The sequence below is a fragment of the Pauljensenia sp. UMB1177 genome, from assembly GCF_030217965.1.
In the GTDB taxonomy this organism is placed as follows: domain Bacteria; phylum Actinomycetota; class Actinomycetes; order Actinomycetales; family Actinomycetaceae; genus Pauljensenia; species Pauljensenia turicensis_A.
Genome location: NZ_JASOOV010000001.1, coordinates 122,310 through 142,620, shown reverse-complemented (window position 1 = coordinate 142,620; position 20,311 = coordinate 122,310). Strand labels below are relative to the sequence as shown.

At 58.0% G+C, this 20,311-nt stretch carries 16 protein-coding genes, 1 tRNA gene, 1 pseudogene and 1 riboswitch; of the genes and pseudogenes, 14 read left to right on the top strand and 4 right to left on the bottom strand.

Annotated features, from left to right (window positions below; all coding sequences use genetic code 11):
* Nucleotides 1-74: 74 nt before the first annotated feature.
* The gene (locus QP442_RS00595; RefSeq protein WP_040318367.1) at nucleotides 75-1,523 is read left to right on the top strand and encodes an NCS2 family permease; all 1,449 of its coding nucleotides are present in this window, start codon (nucleotides 75-77) and stop codon (nucleotides 1,521-1,523) included.
* 253 nt (nucleotides 1,524-1,776) lie between these two features.
* On the opposite strand, the gene QP442_RS00590 is transcribed toward QP442_RS00595, so the two are convergent.
* Nucleotides 1,777-2,565: a DUF4352 domain-containing protein gene (locus QP442_RS00590; protein WP_006680846.1), complete on the bottom strand. Its 789-nt coding sequence runs from the start codon at nucleotides 2,563-2,565 to the stop codon at nucleotides 1,777-1,779.
* Nucleotides 2,566-2,830: 265 nt separating this feature from the next.
* Here QP442_RS00590 and QP442_RS08675 point away from each other — a divergent pair.
* Both QP442_RS08675 and QP442_RS00585 read left to right on the top strand, forming a co-directional pair.
* A pseudogene (locus QP442_RS08675) lies at nucleotides 2,831-3,211 on the top strand (FGGY-family carbohydrate kinase); the annotation flags it as partial.
* A gap of 32 nt (nucleotides 3,212-3,243) precedes the next feature.
* Nucleotides 3,244-4,557 carry an MFS transporter gene (locus tag QP442_RS00585; protein ID WP_006680847.1) on the top strand — a complete coding sequence of 438 codons (1,314 nt, stop codon included), beginning with the start codon at nucleotides 3,244-3,246 and terminating at the stop codon, nucleotides 4,555-4,557.
* 129 nt (nucleotides 4,558-4,686) lie between these two features.
* Here the strand turns inward: QP442_RS00585 and serC are convergent, their stop codons facing one another.
* Nucleotides 4,687-5,820, bottom strand: a complete 1,134-nt coding sequence (serC, locus tag QP442_RS00580; protein ID WP_103632098.1) for a phosphoserine transaminase — start codon at nucleotides 5,818-5,820, stop codon at nucleotides 4,687-4,689.
* A 231-nt stretch (nucleotides 5,821-6,051) separates the two neighbouring features.
* Between serC and QP442_RS00575 the strand changes: the two genes are divergently transcribed.
* The 11 genes from QP442_RS00575 to QP442_RS08625 all read left to right on the top strand — a co-directional run bounded on the left by QP442_RS00575 (nucleotide 6,052) and on the right by QP442_RS08625 (nucleotide 19,109).
* Nucleotides 6,052-6,729, top strand: a complete 678-nt coding sequence (locus QP442_RS00575; protein WP_040318369.1) for a metal-dependent transcriptional regulator — start codon at nucleotides 6,052-6,054, stop codon at nucleotides 6,727-6,729.
* Between the two features lie 77 nt (nucleotides 6,730-6,806).
* Nucleotides 6,807-6,969, top strand: a riboswitch (cyclic di-AMP (ydaO/yuaA leader).
* A 2-nt stretch (nucleotides 6,970-6,971) separates the two neighbouring features.
* Nucleotides 6,972-7,709, top strand: coding sequence for a C40 family peptidase (locus QP442_RS00570; protein ID WP_181002102.1), 738 nt, complete (start codon nucleotides 6,972-6,974; stop codon nucleotides 7,707-7,709).
* Nucleotides 7,710-7,879: 170 nt separating this feature from the next.
* Nucleotides 7,880-8,812 carry a universal stress protein gene (locus tag QP442_RS00565; protein ID WP_103632097.1) on the top strand — a complete coding sequence of 311 codons (933 nt, stop codon included), beginning with the start codon at nucleotides 7,880-7,882 and terminating at the stop codon, nucleotides 8,810-8,812.
* A 211-nt stretch (nucleotides 8,813-9,023) separates the two neighbouring features.
* A complete protein-coding gene (locus QP442_RS00560; protein WP_442953358.1) occupies nucleotides 9,024-10,505 on the top strand; it encodes a purine-cytosine permease family protein in 1,482 nt (493 codons plus the stop codon).
* Nucleotides 10,498-11,361, top strand: coding sequence for a purine-nucleoside phosphorylase (locus tag QP442_RS00555; RefSeq protein WP_006680854.1), 864 nt, complete (start codon nucleotides 10,498-10,500; stop codon nucleotides 11,359-11,361). The genes QP442_RS00560 and QP442_RS00555 overlap by 8 nt, the downstream gene beginning before the upstream one ends.
* 299 nt (nucleotides 11,362-11,660) lie before the next feature.
* Nucleotides 11,661-11,733: transfer RNA gene (locus QP442_RS00550), tRNA-Arg, on the top strand.
* Nucleotides 11,734-12,137: 404 nt separating this feature from the next.
* On the top strand, nucleotides 12,138-12,332 hold the full coding sequence (locus QP442_RS00545; protein WP_103632095.1) for a hypothetical protein: 195 nt from the start codon (nucleotides 12,138-12,140) through the stop codon (nucleotides 12,330-12,332).
* The gene (locus QP442_RS00540) at nucleotides 12,332-12,715 is read left to right on the top strand and encodes a hypothetical protein (RefSeq protein WP_103632094.1); all 384 of its coding nucleotides are present in this window, start codon (nucleotides 12,332-12,334) and stop codon (nucleotides 12,713-12,715) included. The genes QP442_RS00545 and QP442_RS00540 overlap by 1 nt, the downstream gene beginning before the upstream one ends.
* A gap of 315 nt (nucleotides 12,716-13,030) precedes the next feature.
* The gene (locus QP442_RS00535; RefSeq protein ID WP_006680858.1) at nucleotides 13,031-14,446 is read left to right on the top strand and encodes a L,D-transpeptidase family protein; all 1,416 of its coding nucleotides are present in this window, start codon (nucleotides 13,031-13,033) and stop codon (nucleotides 14,444-14,446) included.
* 94 nt (nucleotides 14,447-14,540) lie between these two features.
* Nucleotides 14,541-18,785 carry a prevent-host-death family protein gene (locus tag QP442_RS00530; protein ID WP_103632093.1) on the top strand — a complete coding sequence of 1,415 codons (4,245 nt, stop codon included), beginning with the start codon at nucleotides 14,541-14,543 and terminating at the stop codon, nucleotides 18,783-18,785.
* Between the two features lie 135 nt (nucleotides 18,786-18,920).
* Entirely contained in the window at nucleotides 18,921-19,109 is a 189-nt protein-coding gene (locus tag QP442_RS08625; RefSeq protein ID WP_103632102.1) for a toxin, read from the top strand.
* A 155-nt stretch (nucleotides 19,110-19,264) separates the two neighbouring features.
* Here QP442_RS08625 and mscL read toward each other — a convergent pair whose 3' ends face one another.
* Together mscL and QP442_RS00515 are read right to left on the bottom strand one after the other, a co-directional pair.
* A complete protein-coding gene (gene mscL / locus QP442_RS00520) occupies nucleotides 19,265-19,660 on the bottom strand; it encodes a large conductance mechanosensitive channel protein MscL (RefSeq protein ID WP_006680861.1) in 396 nt (131 codons plus the stop codon).
* 26 nt (nucleotides 19,661-19,686) lie between these two features.
* Nucleotides 19,687-20,307: an SAF domain-containing protein gene (locus QP442_RS00515; RefSeq protein ID WP_103632092.1), complete on the bottom strand. Its 621-nt coding sequence runs from the start codon at nucleotides 20,305-20,307 to the stop codon at nucleotides 19,687-19,689.
* Between the last annotated feature and the right edge of the window lie 4 nt (nucleotides 20,308-20,311).

The window sequence follows — 20,311 nt, the reverse complement described above, 5'->3', positions numbered from 1 at the left end:
ACGGTGTCCACATTGTGTTGTGGCGCCCGACACGATTCTTGCCTGTGAGTTTCGCACGTTGGCACGATGAGTTCGTGAGCACACAACAGACTGCCGCTTCATCCCAATCAGCGGCCAAAGGTTCAATTGATTCGTTCTTCAAGATCAGCGAACGCGGATCTTCGATCGGCCAGGAAATTCGTGGCGGTGTCGTCACGTTCTTCGCCATGGCCTACATTCTTGTCGTGAATCCAGCCATCCTCGGGGCAGCACTGCCGGAGGATGGCTCTATTACTGCTCAGGGTATTGCGGCAGGTACCGCGCTTGTTGCAGGCGTTATGACCATCCTCATGGGTGTTGTCGCCAACTATCCGCTGGCACTTGCTGCCGGTCTGGGCCTCAATGCTGTCGTTGCTTTCACCATGGTTATAGGCATGGGCCTGAGCTATGCAGAGGCCATGGGTCTTGTCGCATGGGAAGGCATCATCATCCTGATCCTGGTTCTCACCGGCTTCCGTGAGGCAGTGTTCAAGGCTGTTCCTCATCAGCTGAAGACCGCTCTGACCGTTGGTCTAGGCCTCTTCATCACTCTTATCGGTCTGGTTGACGCCGGTATCGTCCGCGCAGGCGCCACCCCGGTTCAGCTGGGCATCAACGGCTCCCTGCAGGGCTGGCCGACCCTGGTCTTCGTCTTCGGCCTGTTTCTGACCTTCGTCCTCTACATCCGTAAGGTCAAGGGTGCCGTCTTCATCTCGATCGTCTCTTCGACGATTCTGGCCGTCATCGTCGAAGCCGTTCTTCACCTTGGTATGAAATCGGATGAGAACGCTACCGGTTGGGGCCAGACCATTCCGGCTCTCGACGGTTCACCTGTTGCCGTCCCCGTGTTCAACACGCTCGGCAAGGTCGACATGTTCGGCGCATTCGGTAAGGTAGGCATTGTTTCCGTCGCCTTGCTGATCTTCTCGCTCATGCTGGCTGACTTCTTCGACACGATGGGTACCATGGTCGCCGTCGGCGCCCAAGGCAATCTGCTCGACGAACAGGGCAACCCACCGAAGACTCGCGAAATCCTGGTGATCGACTCCCTCGCCGCCGCCGTCGGTGGTTTCGGTGGCGTTTCCTCGAACACCTCCTACGTTGAGTCCGCAGCGGGTGTCGCTGAAGGCGCACGCACAGGTCTTGCGTCTGTCGTCACCGGTATCCTCTTCCTCCTCTCGACCTTCCTTGCACCGCTCATGGAGCTCGTCCCCACCGAAGCCGCTTCGACCGCTCTGGTCTTCGTTGGTTTCCTGATGATGACCCAGGTTACCGAGATCGATTGGCAGGCCCCGGAAATCGCTCTTCCGTCGTTCATGACCATCGCCTTCATGCCCTTCGGCTACTCCGTCTCTGTCGGTATCGGCGTTGGCTTCATTACTCACACCGTCATCCAGGTTGTTCTTGGCCGTGCGAAGAAGGTCCACCCGCTCATGTGGCTGGCTTCGATCCTCTTCGTCGTCTACTTCCTGCTTGGGCCGATCCAGGCTCTGCTGGGAGTCTGATCTCCTCGCAACAGATCGTGTGATGCGCAGAGGTGTGATGCTCTGCTTGACTGATCACCAATCGTCCGAATGGAAAGACCCCACGGTGCATTGAACTGCTCCCCATTAGTCGGTGTCTGATTTCTCAGTCCAACTAAAGGGGAGCAGTTCATTCCTCGAGGTCGCGAGGGCGTTCGTCGGTGCGTGATAAGCCAGCGGGGCCGTCGATGCAGTGATGCTCCAACGGCCCCGATGTACAGTGGAATCGACTCGACTACTTGACGGCGAAGAACTTCTTATCCGCAAGCAGTTCCGCCTGGACAGCGAGAGTGCCTTGCTCGATCCCATCGGTCGGGACCTCGATGACGATGTTTCCGGTCGTCGATGCGCCATTGAAAAGGGGAGACAATTGGTCGAACTCCTCCGGCGCGACAGTCAGCTTCTGAGAAGACGCCAGGTTGTACGTCTTGCCGTCCTTGCTGACGAAGTCGACCGTCGCCCAGGGCATCTGACCCTGGGAGTCATTGCCGAGGTAGGTGGCCGTTATGTTGATAAGAACATAGGAGAAGCCATCCGTGGCCGGCTCGTTGAAATCGCTTGCGGCGGCAACCTTCTCATCCGCATTGAGGTCGACGGAGTTGACGGTGACCTTCCAGTCCTTCGTCGTGATCTCCGAGCCGATGGGGAGAGGATTCTCCCTGGAGGAGCCGGCATCGCCCTCATTCGTAGCGGGGGCGTTCGATTCGGCGGGAGTGCTTTGAGGCGACGAGGCTGCGGGGGTCGAGGTCGTGGTCTCAGTGGTCAGCGCCTGATCTACGGCGTGGTCGATGACGGCGATGAAAGCAATGGCTGCGACGATGGTTCCAACGATGGAAATGATGATCGCTGCGAGGCCTTGACCATGGGCCTTGTCCTTCTGAAGCACGGCGACGAGTCCGAGGACGAAGGAGGCGGGCAGGAGGATCCACCCGAGGATTATGATGCCGGGTACACACGAGAGAATTGTTCCGGCGATGGCGAGGATGAGCGCGACGAGTCCGAGCGTATTGCGCGGCTTCTTCACAGGGATCTGGGGATTAACGGGGGGAGGGGGGGAGGGAACTTCCTGAGGAGTTGCAGCTCCCCCCTTCGAACGGGGTGCTCACTTCGGGCCTTTCGCATAGGTGGTGATGGAATGTCGACGCTGAAGACGAGCGAGTGAAGTGACTGCGCAGGAGGTCGGCGTGACGTTTCTCATCTTAACAAGTACCGGCTTCATCTGAGGCTGACGTTGGCGCGATTAGTGGAGTCCCGCATAGTGGTGTCCCGTCTTCGCCTTTCTCAAGCGCGGGGATTTCGTCAGAGAGGCGGCGGTCGCGACTGCAGGAGCCGCGCATCGGTGGTACGTGAAGAATGCTCTACCGCGTGGAACATACGACCGAAGTGATGAACTGGCGGCGCTGGAACTCGACGCGGGGGTGCCCTTCTTCTTCGCCCGTCTTTCCGATCAAAATCGCGGTAGGTGGTCGAAGGCGCCGAGCGGGGTCTTCTGGGGCCTGCAGCTCGGGACCACTGATGCGGACCTCGCCCGATGCGTGTATGAGGCCATCGCGTTCGAGGTCGCGTCATGGTGGGAGCTGATGGGTCTTGGGGCTTCAGCGCTTCGAGTCTTCGGGAGCAGTTCACATTGCCGTGGGGCTTTTCGTATGCTTGAAACAGCTATTTCTTAGGTCTCCGAAAAACTAGGGAGGCGCATCCGCGCGTGTCACGTACTTTCCATTCGTTGCGTTACTTCAACTTCCGATTGTGGTTCTTCGGAAACATTATTGCCTCGACGGGCATGTGGATGCAGAGGGTTGCGCAAGACTGGCTGGTTCTGACCGTTCTGACGAAGAACTCTGGCACGCAAGTGGGTGTTGTCACCGCTTTGCAGTTCCTGCCGATTCTGTTGTTGTCACCGTGGGCTGGTTTGCTTGCTGATCGTCTGAATCGTCGCGCTCTGCTACAGGCGATGCAGTTGGCGAACGCGCTCCTGGGCTTGATCTTGGGCGTGCTGATTCTGACGAATACAGCCCAGCTTTGGCATGTGTATGTGTTGGCGTTGTTGGGTGGCGTTGCTGGCGCGATTGATTCACCTGCGCGCCAGGCATTTGTGTCTGAACTGGTTCCGGCTCAGTCTTTGTCGAACGCTGTCGGTTTGAACTCGACGGCCTTTAATGCTGCGCGTCTGCTTGGCCCGGCTGTTTCCGGTTTGTTGATTGATGCGATCGGTACTGGCTGGGTGATGATCGTGACCGCTGTTGCGTTCTTTGCTCCAGTTTTGACGCTTGCGTTGATGCGTTCTGCAGATTTGGTTCCCCGCAAGGTTGTGAAGCGTTCGCCCGGCCAGATTCGCGAGGGCGTTTCCTATGTGAAGAATCGTCCCGACATTGTGCTGATCCTGGTGATTGTAGCGGTCGTGTCAGGTTTGGGCATGAACTTCCAGCTGACCAGTGCCCTGATGGCGACTGAGGTCTACGGCAAGGCTGCGGGCGAGTACGGCATTCTGGGTTCGTTTATGGCAGTGGGAGCTTTGACCGGTTCACTTCTTGCTGCGCGTCGCGCTCAGCCTCGACTGCGTCTGATCGTGTCGGGCGCGGCGATTTACGGTCTGCTTGAAATTGTGTTGGCTTTGGCTCCGACGTATGAGTCGTTCGCGGTTCTTGCAATCCCGACGGGCCTTGCAATGTTGACCATGGTGACGGCAGCGAATGCGACTATTCAGATCACCACGGAAGAGAGTGTTCGCGGTCGCGTGATGGCTCTCTATTCGATGATTTTCATGGGCGCGACGCCGATCGGCTCGCCCTTCATCGGTTGGGTGGGCGAGCAGTTTGGTGCCCGTTGGTCGATTCTTGTCGGCGGTGGAGCTTCCCTAGCGATCGGAGTTATCGCGGGCGTGTGGGGTCTGATTCATTGGAATTACCGGGTCAAGTTCCGTGTTTCGGCGCACCCGATCGAGGTCGAGGGCCCCGCGGAGCGCGCATACCTAGCTACTCTGCTCGCTGAAGCTGAACGGAACGCGACCGGAAAGTAGCGTGTCAAGTGCCTGCGCGCTGAGCGTCGTGCAGGTTGCGCCTAGTAGGACCTCGTTATGTTCCAGCTTGCGTCCACGTTCTCTGCGGTGGATTATCGCGATCGACGAGGCCTGGGCTGACCTTTGGGGTCACAGTGCTCGTTCGAGCGCCCAATCGATCGACTCCAGAAGTGCTTCGACGTCCGAAGTTGGAGTCGAGGGCCATGTCGCGATGCGGAGCTGGTTGCGACCAACCCCGCGGTAGGCATCGATGTCGACGATGCCCGATGCTCTCAGGCCGTCAGACAGGACCTTCACATCGACCACGTCGTCGAATTCAACGGTGACGACAACGGGGGAGCGCCAGTCCTTATTCTCAACGAAGGGGTGAGCAACTGACGAGGCGTCGGCCCAGGCGTAAATCAGGTCGGAAGCGGCGCGAGAGCGCGCTTCCATCGTTTTTAAGCCACCACCGGCATTCATCCACTGGATTTGTTGATCCATCATGATCAGCGTCGCCACAGCCGGCGTATTCAGCGTCTGATCCTTACGCGAGTGAGAAATCGCCACCGAAAGGTCGAAGAAGGTCGGCATCCAACGGTCGGTCGCCCCATGCAATTCTTGTGCGCGTTCGACGGCTGCAGGGGAGAGGATCGCCGCCCACAGGCCACCGTCAGAGGCGAAAGCCTTTTGGGGAGAGAAGTAATAGGCGTCGGTGTTGGCAATATCAACGTGCGCAGCGCCGGCGATCGAGGTCGCATCCACCAGCGTCAATGCGTCTTCACCACCGGTACGGTTCACCCGGCTGATCGTGCCCGTCGAGGTCTCATGGTGCGGATAAGCAAAAGCATCGGGTTCTTCCCCAGCGGTCCCGGCCTCGTTCCCCGTGAGCGTGACAACGGTGCCCAGCTGACCTTCAACGCGAAGCGCGTCGGCGAGATGCGGGGCCTTGTCCACCTCTTTGGCGAATTTTGCGCCGAACTCCCCGAAGGTCGCGAACGCGGCCTGCTTGCGAATGAGCGAGGCCGCCGCCACGTCCCAAAACGCTGAGGCGCCACCGTTGCCAAGGGCGACTTCATAGTCATCGGGAAGACTGAACAAGGTCGTCAATCCCTCGCGGATTGAATGGACAACATTCTTCACCGGGGACTTGCGGTGCGAGGTCCCCATCAACCTAGGCGTCTTCAACGCATCAATCTGCTCCGGGCGCACACGCGACGGGCCGGAACCAAAGCGGCCGTCAGCAGGAAGGATAGAAACAGGAATCGGGGGGAATGTCTCCATAGGCTCAAACTTAGTCGCATTAGATGCGCTCGCGGAACATATTCCATGACACACATGGTGCTAAATACCGTGGGTGCTCACCGCGTATGCCTGTCCACCGTTTGGCGCAATATCAACGGAAATGACAATCGTCAGGTAAAAATACTCGATAACTCATATTCTCTTAAGTACCTGAAAACCTTTGAACGATGCACGATTCGTGCAGGGGTTCATCGTAGGAAAGGAACCGCCGTGGGAGACCTCATCGACACCACCGAGATGTACCTCAAGACCATTTTTGAAATGGAAGAGGATGGGGTGACGCCCCTGCGTGCACGCATCGTTGAACGACTTGATCACTCAGGTCCGACTGTTTCGCAGACCGTTGCTCGCATGGAACGCGACGGGCTTCTGCACGTTCTGGGTGATCGTCGATTGGAGCTGACTGAAGAAGGCCGTAAGCGGGCTGTAGAGGTCGTTCGTAAGCATCGCTTGGCTGAACGACTCCTGGTCGATGTCATCGGTTTGGATTGGGCGTGTGCCCACGATGAAGCATGCCGTTGGGAACACGTCATGTCCGACAAGGTCGAAGGTCGTCTGCTTGAGCTCTTGAAGGATCCGACAACGGATCCTTACGGTAACCCGATTCCTGGAATGGGCGTCGAGGTCAGTGGGCAGTCTGCGGAACTTGTGGCGCGTGCCCACGACGACCAAATTGTGAGACTCGTTCGTATCGGTGAACCTATCCAGGCTGAACATGACATCATCGCTGATTTTGCCGCGGCAAAGATTGGTCCTGGAGTCAGCATTATCCTGCGCGGAGAAGGCGATTATGTGCGGATTGCGCGCGCCGATCAGGATGCCTCTGACAGTGATTCCAGCTTCCGAATTCCTCTGGCGCTGGCACCACATCTAGTAGTCGAAATGTGATTTGACTCCACTTCGTTACCTTTGCGTGACATTTGGGGGTCAAAGGTATAGAGTTCATAACGGTCGATAGGCCAGCCGTCCTTCATTTACCGAAGTTGGATCGTGAAGGATCCGGTTCATTTGATCCAACTCGGGGGAACCAATTCGGCCCTTGTGGCCTTGGGGTGAAGCTTGGGAAACCAAGCCGGGCTCTCCTGCTCGAATCCGACAGCTGACCTCGAAGGTGCAAAAGGAGAACACTCTTGACGAACCTCAAACCTGCGCCACGTCACCGCAAGGCACGTCGCCCAATGGTGCCGATCGTGGAACTGACCGACACGATCACGTCGCTCAGCCCGATCCGTCCGGCGGCAATTGCATCCGTGACCGGTCTTGCTCTGACTGCAGTTGTTGGTGGCGCCGCAAACGCTGTCACCGTTTCTGCTCCTAGTGGTGATCAAGAAGCTACTCCCACCACGACCACTGCTCCTCAAGCAACTGGTGTCACCGTTTCCGTTGCGGATATTGAATGGAAAGCAGAAGCTCCGACCGCGACCGCAGAAGCTCCTGCTGCCGCTACTCCGGTCGCTGAAGAAACTGTCGCCGCGGATCGTTCCGAGGCTCGTGAAGACCTCAGCCTTTCAACCGCTGCAACCGCTGCTGCGTACAACGCTGCCGGATCTTCTATTGTAGCCGCTGCTCTTGCTCTGACCGGTATTCCCTACGTCTACGGTGGCGCTTCCTACGGTGGTGTTGACTGCTCGGGTCTGACCATGCTGGCATATGCCGCTGCGGGAATCAGCCTTCCGCACTCCTCCGGCGCGCAGGCTGCCGGTGGTATCCAGGTTTCGGCCGGCGAAGCTCAGCCTGGCGACCTGGTTGCTTATTCGGGTCACGTTGCCATCTACATTGGTAACGGCCAGATGGTGGAAGCCACCGTCCCGGGTTCTCTCTCTAAGGTTTCGCCCGTTCGTGCAGGTGGCATGTTCGTTCGTTACTGAGCTCAACGTTCGTTAAGAGCGCATACTTCAACTAGAGCGAAAGAACTTCGGTTCTTTTGCTCTAGTTTTTTGTCTAAAACCCTCTTGAACAGGTAAAAGTTCTATTTTCGGTTTCGGAAAATCGCGATGTGGTGCACAATGGTAGGTGATGTAAGTCACGAGGGGGCATTATGGCATCCACCGAAGTCATCTTGGTCGGCGTTGATGGTTCAACGGAGTCCATCGCGGCCGTCAAATGGGCCACTGACCGCGCACTACGCACGGGCGGGCGTGTCCACGTTCTCTGTACCTACGCATTGGCATCCTATTCAGCGGCGGCGTTGGATGGTGGCTACGCGGTTCTTGACGATGAAGCTCTGAAGCGTGGCGCCCAGCAGGTCGTTGAAGAAGCGGTCGCAGCGGCGAAAGAGCGTGGCCTAGGAAAGGTCACTTCATCTATTGAGCCGGGTGACCCGGCGGGCGTTCTGGTTGAAATGTCACGCGAAGTTGATTTAGTTGTTGTCGGTTCGCGTGGAGGCGGTTCCTTTGCTGATCGTCTTCTCGGCACGGTCTCGTCCGCGTTGCCGGCACACGCGAAGTGTCCGGTTGTCATCGTTCCTCGCCATACGTCCGGCAAGTGCTTCATGCCGATCGAACGTGTCGTTGTCGGTGTGGATGGTACCGAGGTTCCCTCGTCGGCTTTGCGTCGCGCGATTGATGAAGCATCCACATGGGGTGCTCGACTGACCGCTGTTTCGGCTGTTCCGATTGCTTCGAGCACGTCCATGATGACGTGGGCGCCGACCGGTTTGGATCACTCCAACCTGTTGAAAGATGTCCGCACCGCAATGGGTGCCGCCATTGACCAGGCACTTGACGGTCGCGACATGGAGGTTGCGCGCCATGCGCTGGACGGGTCGCCCGCTTCGCTGTTGATTGAGTTCTCGACAGCAGTTGATCTGGTCGTTGTCGGTACACGAGGCCGCGGTGGTTTGGCAGGCGTCTTGCTCGGCTCGACCGCGCAGACGGTACTCAGTCACTCAACATGCCCCGTGATGATTGTTCCGTCTGATCACCTGGGCAAGGCTGAATCAGCGAAGGCTCCGACGTGGGAGCGTCGCTGACGCTTGACTCAGCCGATGGCTCGCGCGAAGAGCGCGTTGTCTTGATGGATGGTGTCTGGGCGGGTCCCCGCCCAGACACCATTGTGTTGCCACAAGGTTTTCTGGCGTGTGGCCGAGGGAACGTCACTCATAGTCAAGAATGGTCTAGTCTAATTCGGTGCGAACTACCGATCCTGCGGTTCGCCCTGATCTACACAGACAAGGAACGTCTATGAGCACGCCAGAAATGGTAGCGGACGCAACCCGCTCCGTTTCCCAGTCCGGCATCGAAACTGCCGGCATTGAAATCATCAGCGACGAAGAACGTACCGCTAAGCCCCATAACCTGTTCCTGCCCTGGTTCGCGTCGAACATCTCCGTGTTCGGCATGAGCTACGGCGCCTGGGTTCTCGGCTTCGGAATTTCCTTCGCGCAGGCAGTCATCGTCACCATCATTGGTGTCGTTGTCTCCTTCATCATCTGTGGCGTCATCGCCCTTGGCGGTAAGCGTGGCTCCGTACCGACCATGGTCATGTCCCGCTCCGCCTTCGGCGTGAACGGCGCGAAGATCCCCGGTATCTTCTCGTGGCTGACCTCTATCGGCTGGGAAACCTCCCTCGCCATCACCGCCGTCCTAGCGACCTCCACCGTGTTCGTCCGCCTCGGCTGGTCGAGCGAAGACGGCAACGCCGTCAAGATCGTTGCCGCCGTTGTCGTCGCAGCGCTCATCGTTCTCGGCGCAGTTGCCGGCTACCACATCATCATGAAGATGCAGGCAGTCCTCACCTGGCTGACCGGTATCACTACGATCATCTACATCATCCTGGTCGTCCCGCACATCGACTGGTCCGCACTCGGCGCAATCGAATCCGGTTCACTGGCTGCAACGATCGGTGCCGCCACCATGGTCATGACCGGCATGGGTCTTGGCTGGGTCAACATTGCTGCTGACTGGGCGCGCTACCAGAGTCGCGACGCCGATGGTAAGTCCATCGTTTTTTGGAACACTTTCGGTGGCTCGCTCGGCCCGGTCGTCCTGATCACCTTCGGCCTCATGCTTGCCGGTTCTGACGCTGACCTGTCCGACGCCATCGGTGGCGATCCGGTTGGTGCACTGGCCACCCTGTTGCCGACCTGGTTCCTCATTCCGTTCCTGCTGACCGCAATCCTGTCCCTGCTGTCAGGTGCGATCAACGGTATTTACTCCTCCGGTCTGACCCTGCTGACGCTGGGCATCGCGGTGCCTCGTCCGCTGGCTTCGCTGATCGACGGTATCATCCTGACCGCCGGCACGATCTTCGTCGTGTTCTTCTCCCCGGACTTTATCGGCCCGTTCCAGTCCTTCCTGATCACCCTGGGTGTTCCGCTCGCCGCATGGGCAGGCATCATGATGGCTGACATTACTCTGCGTAAGGCTGACTACGACGAGAAGGCCCTGTTCGATGCTTCCGGCATCTACGGTTCGATCAACTGGGTGTCCATCGTTATCATGGCCGTCTCTTGCGTGATCGGCTGGGGCTTCGTGATCAACTCGTTCGCTGAGGCTGCCGCATGGAACAACTGGCAGGGCTACCTGCTGTGGATGCTCGGTGGTAAGGAAGGCCCGTGGGCATACGGCAACATCGGTGTCATCCTTGCTCTGATCATCGGCTACGTTGTTTACCTGCTGGCTTCCATGAAGAAGATCGCTGCTCAGGAAAACCGCAGTGCCTGATTTATCGGTTGCCGTTGTGGATGCTGTGCGTAGTGAAGCGTTGGACTACTGCTTCCAGCGTGACCCGCTGGCAGTGGACGAGGTGCGCGAGGGTGCTCAGCTGATCGCAACGCGCACCGGCGTTGAACGCCACGACGCGCTTGTCGTTCTTGGCTCTGGTCTGCGTGATGCGCTGGACGAAATCGGGAAAATCGAGGCTCGCCTGCCCTTGGCAGACCTTCCCGGCGTTCCGGTTCCGGCGGTTGAAGGTCACGGCGCTGAATTGCTGAGCGTGCGCGTGAATGTGCACGGTGGTCGTGAGAAGCACCTTTTGGTTGCTACCGGTCGCGTCCACCTGTACGAGGGCTATACGCCGACACAGGTCTGCCAGCTGGTCCGCGTCTGCGCGATGACCGGCATCACGGTCGCGATTCTGACGAATGCTGGCGGATGCCTGCGTAACTGGACAGTGGGCGACGTGATGACGATTGAAGATCACTTCAATTTCTCTGGTGTTTCCCCGTTCGAGGGCCCGGTGTTTACCGACATCTGGCAGGTCTGGTCGCCACGCATTACGCGTATCCTGGCTCCGATTAGCGACCGCGTGGGCACGTACGGCCTGCTGCGCGGCCCGGAGTTCCAGACGGCAGCTGAATCGCGGATGCTCGCGAACAATGGTGTGGACACCGTTGGTATGAGCACGATCCTTGAAGCGATCTCGCTCCACCAGCTGGGCGTCGAGGTTGGCGGTCTGTCCGTCGTCTCCGACCTCAGTTTTGACGACACACCAACTGAACACGAGGATGTTCTGCGCGCCATGAGCGTCGCGTCTCCGAAGGTTGCTAGCGCGATTATCGAGTGCTTGGCTGCCCTCTGATTCGTAGTACTCGTTTTCTGGTGGGGTGAGGCTTCGGCCTTACCCCACCAGTGTGTTTCGGCGGGGTTTTGTGCGGTGGTGTTCTGCGCCGGCGATGGGGGAGTGGTGTGGCGGTGTACGCGGCCTCGTGGATGAGGGGCGGGCGTGTGCACTGCGCGCTAGCGGATGATTGACGAGGCCATACGTACAACTGGCGTCCGGTGCTGTGCGCTCGCGCGTGGAGCGAAAGTCGGCGAGGCTGGTAGAGTTGGAGGCGCTCAGACTGCCGGCGCGTTCGCGCGCAGGATATGGCTGGCTAAGCCCTCGTAGCTCAGGGGATAGAGCACCGCTCTCCTAAAGCGGGTGTCGGACGTTCGAATCGTCTCGGGGGCACAAGAAACGTTGGAATATCAACGAAAAGTGATCGGGGTTCTGAGCCAAAAAGCCGCTCAGAACCCCGATCTACGTTCCTATCTACTCTCTTTGCCCTCGATTAGAACTCGTAGGCGTGCGCGCGTAGGTGCGGGTTGCGGTCTCGATGGTCTCGCGGAGCCGTGCTTGAAGCGTCCTGGGTTTTGTTCCGCTTCTTAAATGGGTGCCAGTTCTCTGGCACGGACTGCACCTGGTGCGACGGTTTGGGCTTGGAACGCGTGGTTGTGTCGCGTGAGGTGTAGGTGGTGACGCTCGACGAGGTGCGGGTTAGGGGTGGGGTGAGGTCTGACGCGTTCACTTCGGACGTTTCAAGCGATACAGAGGCACCTCTTCCGTGAACGAGGTGCTGACTGTACGCTTGGACTATGGAAGAGCTCGAGCCCCTCGGGTCGGCCGCCCCGTCGCCCGAACAGCAGATACCGACTCGCTTTGACCGGCACGCGCCCGCACCTTTCACTCCGAAAGCAGTCGTGGCGCTGATTGTCAGTGGCGTGGGAGTTCCCGTGCTCTTCTATGCGGGTATCGCGTTGCGGGGCTTCCTGATCTGGCAGGTGCAGTGATGCGTCGCGCCGAATGGATTTTGTTGCTCGTCGTATTCGTCGTGCAGGTGGGATATCAATTCCTGCTGTTCCACGTTGATGCCATGCGCACGATGATTGACGATGAAAAAGGGCTGTCGGGAATGTTTATTGTCCTGCCGCTTGTTGCCTACGTGTGCGCGATGGTGTCCGCGTATCGCTGGGGTTTTCGATTCTGGCGCCCGGTGCTCCTTGCCGTCGTGACGACTATTGCGTTCGTTGTCTCAGTTCCCGAGGCGTTTGGCCTGACCTCGCCCAGAGATTGGGGCGACCTTGCGGTGTTCACGCTGATGTACTTCGTGCCTGCCATTGTTGGTGAGTGCATCGGTGCTCTTATTCGCCGGTGGCGATCTGCGCTTGGTTGAAGTCGACGGAGACTTTCTGACCTCCAGTCGCGGTGTACTACTTGGAATCAACTGTGGAGTCATTCAGCGTCAGCGCGTCAACCTTGCCTTCGGTGTAGTCGGACTGTAGCGGATCCTCGAGGGCGACGAACTTAAAGTGTGTGCCAGAAGCGATTGGCGCAACCTTAGCGGTGACAGGCAGGTTAACCCGAGTGGAACGATTGTGAAAAAAGAAATGTCGACTGAGGCGACATTAACAGTGTTTGACAACTCAACGACTTTCCTCAGCAAGCATCAGCCCATTACGATTGTGAGCGGAATGAAAGGCAGTGACGCATGACCCGAATGAAATGGCTGATTGCAGCGATCATTGGAGTATTAGTTGTTGTCGGTGGTGCCGGCACGGCGTACGCCAGCTACTACTCTGATAAAGCTCTTCCGACCGCATCCGTTGGCGGACACAATGTCAACGCGATGAATCGTGACGAGCTTGTCGCATGGATCAACGATCAGGCCTCCCAGGTTTCAATTGACATAGATGTTGACGGTACCCCGTCAAAGGCATCGCTTGCAGATCTGGGCGTCACCGTTGATGCGCAAGCGTCAGCGGATCAAGTTCTGGCTTCTTCGGATTCCGTCTGGGAACGCTTCGTTGGCCTGTTCAAGCGTAGCGACTACCCCCTTGTTTCCTCTACTGATAAGAAAACCTTCAACGCCTACATGGCTTCCCTGGTGAAGTCCGTCGGCGAGGCCCCCAAGTCGGCGACCGTTTCAGTCGATGAGCAGGGTGCGTTCGTTGTGACCCCCGGGGTACCTGGTATCGCGATTGATGCCCAGCCGCTGAATGATGCTGTGGCCACGGCGTTGCAGACTCTGTCCTCACAGGCAATCTCCGTTTCGCCGTCCACGCAGGACCCGATTGTGTCTGACAAGCAAGCTCAAAAGGTTGCCGACGCAGCCACCGCTCTTGTTGCTCACTCGGTGACGATCAGTGACGGTATTAAGGACTACACTGCCGAAACCGTCGACCGCGCAGCGTGGGTTGCTCTGCCCGGCGTTGATGACGTAGAAGGAACCCCTTCCATCGATCCTGAAGCTGTCCAGGCATGGGTTGATAAGACTGCTGAAGCAACGAACGTTGCCCCAACCCCGGCAATCAACAACGTTGATGGCGCCGGTAATGTCCTGGCCGAATCGATGCCCGGCAAGGAAGGCGAAGCCGTCAACAACTCCGCTCAGGTGGGCGCCGATGTGGTTGCTGCCCTGAATGCTGGGACCGACTACTCGGGTAGCTTCGACTATGACAAGGTTCCGCCACCCACTGAAACGCGCCCCGTTATGGCGGGCTACGAAGCCTACCCATATGCCATGCATGAGGGTGAAAAGTGGATCGATATTAACCTGACCACGAACCGCCTGACCGCCTACGAAGGCCAGACCGTTGTCCACGACCCCATTGCGGTCAACCACGGCGCCCCCGGTCATGAGACCGTCACCGGTACCTACCACATCTACCTGAAGTACGAGAAGCAGGACATGGGTTGTACCCCCGAGTGGCCCTACTGCGCGAAGGATGTGCCGTGGGTTTCCTACTTCACCGGTTCCTACGCGATCCACGGTGCTCCGTGGGTTCGCCAGTTTGGACTAGGCTCCGTTGGTGGTTCGCACGGTTGTGTGAACCTGCCCGTCGCTGAAGCACACTACGTCTTCAGCTGGGCTGATTCCGGTACTGCCGTCGTCACTCACTACTGACATCAATTGTGAGACGCGTTGCCGCGTAGGGGAATCTGCCCCTACACGGCAACGCCTCCGTTGAAAACCGAGGCCACTCCACTACCGTGGAATCGTGGCCTCTAGTTTTTTCTCACGTCATTCACGAACGCCCTCGTCGCAGCAACAGACTCCTGTTGCGCCGACAGAGGAGTCAGCCCAGCCGAACACGCACCAGCGTCTTCGCGATCAACTGACTGTGTGGCAAGATGACCTGCTTCGCCGGACTCGCATTGATGGTGCGGATGCTCCTCGTCTGACTATCGGCGCTCCGCACCCAGGTGGGCTTGCAAAGCTCTACGCTGACCAGCCGACGCGTCTGTCCCTTCTCATCCGTGAGCCTTCCGCCTTGAAACGAGGCTTGGATCATGCGCGCGCAATCATGGCGCGTTCAAGTGAGCTCACTGCACGCCACGGTGTGGGAACTGTTCACATGTCTATCGGCTACGCCCGATGGATGAATGCTGGCGAATGGGCCAGCTCTGCTGTCCTGCTTCGCCCTGTTCTTCTTGAAGACCAACCTGATGACGTGACGATTCGTCTGGCTTCTGGCTACAAGCTGGACAACACGATCACGTCAGCTCTGTTGAAGAGCGGAGTCGCAGTCGATGCTGAGGCGTTGATTGATGAAGCGACATCTATCCACGGGTTCTCTTCATCCAAGGCGCTGGCGAAGGTCCGCGAGTTGGGTCGTCATCTTGACCAGTTTGAGCTTCGTGACGAACTCATTATCGGCCTGTTCGAGCATCCGGCTTCTCAGCTGCACCGCGAGTATGACAATGCTGAGCATATTTTGAGCTCGGATATTGTGCGTGCTCTGGCTGGCGATCAGGAAGCTCGCCAGAACACTCATCGCGTACTGCCGGATTCTGTTCCAACCGATCGCGATCCGTGGAAAGAACGTGGCGCAGGCGATTTGACGCCTCAGCAGCAGGATGTTGTTGAAGCTGTTGCTTCGGGTCGTTCTTTCGTTGTGGATGTGCCTCACGGTTCGGATGACACTGCGCTGGTGGGCGCGATTCTTGCTGATAGTGCGGCCTATGGTAGGCGCGTGATCCACTTGGGGGGTTCGCCGTCGCGTACGACGATGGCTGAAGAGCGTCTGCGTTCCTTGGGGTTGAGTGAAGCGGGGGTCCGTCTGGATGGCACTACCGCGGACGGGTCTGAAATCCGTGCGCGCATCCATCAGGTGATGACCGATACGTCCCCGGTTGCGGATATGGGTGAAGTGGACGAGATACGTACCAAGCTGCGCGATGTGCGTTCGCGTTTGTCGTCGTACACGACGTACTTGCATCGTCCGTTCCGCGCATTTGGGGCAAGTGCGTACGAGGCTCTTCAGGTGCTGACAGACCTGACAAGCGCGCATCCGAGCCCTTCTACCCGCGTTCGTTTCCGCGAGGATGTTCTGTTAGATATTGCTCAGGATCAGGGTGCGAAGGCTAGGGAGCTTCTGCACGAGGCCTCGAACTTGGGTCTTTTTGCACGCGCAACGGCGCATACCGCATGGAAGGGCGTTGTTATTTCGTCGGACGAGCAGGTTCCTGACGTTTTGTTGCGCGTTCATCGTTTGGCAACGGAAAGCTTGCCTGAACTTCGTGTTCGTATCAGCACGATTGCGGGTGAAGCGGATATTCGAACTGCGACAACGCTGTCTCAGTGGCTCGCTCAACTGCATATGTTTGAGGGTGTTCGCGACGTTCTTGATATTTTCACTCCGCAGATCTTTGAGAACTCGGCTGCTGACATGGTGATTGCGACTGCGTCGAAGCAGTGGCGTGCCGCCCACGGCATCACGATGAAGCGTTCAGAACGGACGCGTCTGTTGAAACGAGCCCAGGACTTTGTTCGTCCTGGAACGCATGTTTCGGACCTGCACGCTGAACTCCTCAAGGTGCAGGAACGTCGCGATGTGTGGCGCGACCATACCGGTGGCGACGGTTGGCCGACTTTGCCGAACCGTATGAATGAAGCGATCGAATTGACGACAAGCATTCAGGATGATCTGAAGGCTCTGCGCCCGATGTTCTCGACGGGTCATAAGAACTTCGAAGAGATGACGATCGTTGATCTGGCGGCGTTGTTCGAGTCCTTGGATACTGATCCCGAAGGTGCACGTGAACTGCCACGTCGCGTCACAGTGCTGAAGAAGCTCAAGGGTGCAGGTTTGGCGTCGCTGGCTGAAGACTTGCGTGATCGTCACGTTGATGACGAGATGGTGGATTCAGAACTGGATCTGGCGTGGTGGGCATCAATTCTTGGCCTGATGCTGGCAAGCGATCCGCAACTGGGTGGTTTCGACCCCGCTCATCTTGAGGCCACGCTTGAGTCTGGTCGTGCCCTGGATCTTGCCCAGGTGAATACGTTGGCTCCGCAGGTTTTGGGTCAGCTTCGCAGGTTGCGTTTACAGGCGATGGCGACACGCCCGGACCAGCAAGAACAACTGGAAGCTCTATTGGCTTCGGGCACGCCCGTTGGCGCGCTTGATTTCTACAACGCTCTTCCCCTGGTCCGTTACCTGGTGCCAGTGGTGTTCACGGTTCCTACGTTGGTTCCCGCGATCGTCAAGGCCGGACATCATGTTGACCTGCTGATCCTGGACGATATTGATGATCTGCCACTGGTTGAACTGATCCCGATTATTGCTCGTGCTCGCCAAGTTGTTGTACTGGCAGACTTGTCTGGCGCTCACGAAGGTGGGGCGGCGCGTGTGCTGGCCAGTGTTCTACCAACGACGCGAATGGACGTTGCACCGACGCGTTTGAATGACCAGGTTGCATTGCTTCTTGCTCGCCATGGCATCGACCATACGGGTGTCCCGGTCCCGTGGACGGCTGCAGCCGCTCCGATTACGGCGTTCTGGTGCGAAAGCTCCGGTATGCCCGCTCCGGGTTCTCACGCAGTGGAATCAACCACCGCGGAAGTCGATGCTGTCGTTGAACAGGTCATCGAGCACGCCGTGTCTCAGCCGGAACGTTCGCTGGGTGTGATCGCCCTGTCAACTACGCACGCGAATCGCATTCAGCGCGCGATCGAGAAAGTCCGAGCCTCGGAACCCGGACTGGCATCCTTCTTCGACGAAGCAACCGCTCAGCCGTTCGCTGTCGTGGATCCTGGCGGCGCTCGTGGTTTTAGTCGCGATCGGATCATCATTTCCGTTGGTTTTGCAAAGACCCCGCACGGGCGTGTGATCCATGATTTCGGTGTCTTCTCCAGCCAGAACGGGCTGTCGGCAATGTCGGATGTTTTGCGTGCGGTGCGTGGTGATCTGACGTTGATTTCTTCGATTCACTCCGGCGATATCGATCCGTCGCGTCTTTCCGCTGAAGGCGCCCAGATGCTCTACAACCTGATTGAGATTGGCGAAGGTCAGTCCGGTGTGGGGAATGGAGGGTGGCCGGTTCTGGAAGCTGAACCGGATCGTCTGCTGATTGACTTGGCAGAACGCCTGTATTCGATGGGGCTTGAGGTAGTCCCGAACGTGGGTATCCCGGGTGGAATGCGTATTCCGCTTGCGATTGGCCACCCGGAGGTTCCCGGTCGACTGCTTGTCGCGGTTTTGACTGATGATGAAGCGTATGTGGCGGAGCCGTCCTTGCGTGTCCGTGACCGTATGTGGCCGGCGATGCTTGAAGCCCAGGGCTGGAAGGTCCATACGGCGTTATCGATGGCCGTTTTCATTGACCCGGCAAAGGAAGCAAACACGATTGTTCAGCTTGTTTTGGATGCGGTGGATGAAATCAACGGTGTGCCTGACCAACAGGTTGTCGAGGTCCCGATGGTTGTAGACGTGGATACCTCTGGCCCGGATACGTTGGTTGGCTTGAACGCTCCTGAAGTTGCATCTAGCGATGCGGGTCCTGCTGTGGCCCCCGCTCCGGTCTTGGCTCCCAGCGAGCAGGTAGTTCTTGAGCCTGAGGTACAGATCGTCCTGGAAGAACCGGCTGAATCCGGTGGCGTTGGGGCACAGACGGATGACGTAGTCACGGAGCCTGCGAAGTCGGATCATCAGATGGATGCCCGCGAGCGCGCTGACGAGGTGATTACGGGCATGCTCGAGATCATCGTTGCGAATCAGCCTGAGACGGCGCGTGGTCCGCGTCCGGCGATCGCCCCTGGCCTGCCACTGGCGGCCTACTCTGATGATCAGCTTGATGAGATGGCGATGTGGATCCGCTCTGACGGCGTCGATCGCTCGTTCAATGAGTTGATTGACGAGTTGCGTGACGCTTTGGGGATTACTCGTCGCGGTTTCCAGTCTGATGCGGTGCTGGGCAACGTCGTGCGCAGGACTCGTCCGGCTGCCCCTGACGAACAGTGATTCATGGTGTCTGAAAACCTGAGCGTCTCGACTGATTCGCCCGCGTTCACTCCCTCTGATCGGCGAGTTTCTGCTGAGCAGAGAGCGACTGTCGATCAGACTGCGCCTGTTGAGCGTACGAAGAAGCGTCGTCGCGTGGCGACTTTCGTGTCTGACGTGGATCGTAAGTTGATTGCTCACGGGGTCGCGCCATCGTGGGAGGATCGCGTTCACCCCGACGATCGCAGGGCAGGTTCGTTCGCGGATTCACCGGATCGTGGGGATGGGGCGAATGATCGTCGTCTGCTGGACAACGTTCCGCCTCACGCCCAAGCGCGCGCTTAGGTGCTCTTCGTTTTCTCCTATTGAAAAGGCCTCTCCCGTCACTTCATCGCCTGTCCTTTAAACAAGCGGACTAGGGAGCTTATATCCGTGCATAGCAAAAGTGGCTCCGTCCCTGTAGGGATGGAGCCACTTGAACGCGTGTAAGGAACTGAGTCTCAGTTCTTGTTCGCCAACAGGTCGCGGATCTCGGTGAGGAGCTGTTCTTCGGTGGAGGGAGCTGCCGGTGCTTCTTCTACAGCTTCTTCCTTCTTAGCGGTTGCGGCCTTGATCTTGTTCATCGGAGCAACGATCGCGAAGTAAACAGCAATTGCGACGAGGAGGAAGTTCACAACAGCGGTGATGATGGTGCCCGGCCGAATCGGGTCAGAGCCGTTGATCGTGAACTGGAGGACGGAGTCGAAGTTCGGCTGACCGATGACGGCGCCGATGATGTCCATGATGACGTCTGTGATAGCGGTGACGATGGGGGTGAAGGCTGCGCCGATGATGACGGCGACTGCGAGGTCAAGAGCGTTGCCCTTGGAGATGAATTCCTTGAATCCCTGGATCATTGTGATCTCCTGATTGAAGTGTCCCGCTAGCCATGTGGTGTAGCCAAAGCGAGGCCGAGCGTATGTGTCCCGGCGTGGCCGAGAACGGTGTCGGTTACTGCTTCGTCAACGATGAGGTCGAGACGAGCAGTAGCAGACGATCCCCATTGGGATGCGTCGGTTACTGACACTGAGGATATAAGTGCTTGATTAGTCAATAAAGATGCTGAACAGGTGTTTACGTCACAGTTGTCAGGAAAACCCCATAAAACCACGGAATCTCCGGCCTCAAGTGGGGGGACTTGTGTCCTATCTAATATGACAGAAATCAGGTTTTGTCCGGGTTTTAAACTTCGCCCTAACGCTGATCCTGCCATGACGCTTTCCGAGAGGATTGTGCCTTTCGTGGCTGGCTCTCCTGTCCAAGTAGCGGGTAATACGTCGGTCGAGGTAATGGCGTCGGCGGGGACGAGCCGTTCTGGGACCTCGATTGGCGTGACCGCTGAAGAGTCGATGGCGTCCCCGCGTTCAATGTCGGTGGCGAGGATCAGCACTTGATGTCCGCCAGAATGAGGGAGCAAGGTCAAAGCGATTGCTCCGATGGTGAACACGAAGATGATGGCGAGTCCAAGCCTGCGGATCGCCGTGAACGAAATGCGTCTGGTCATACCT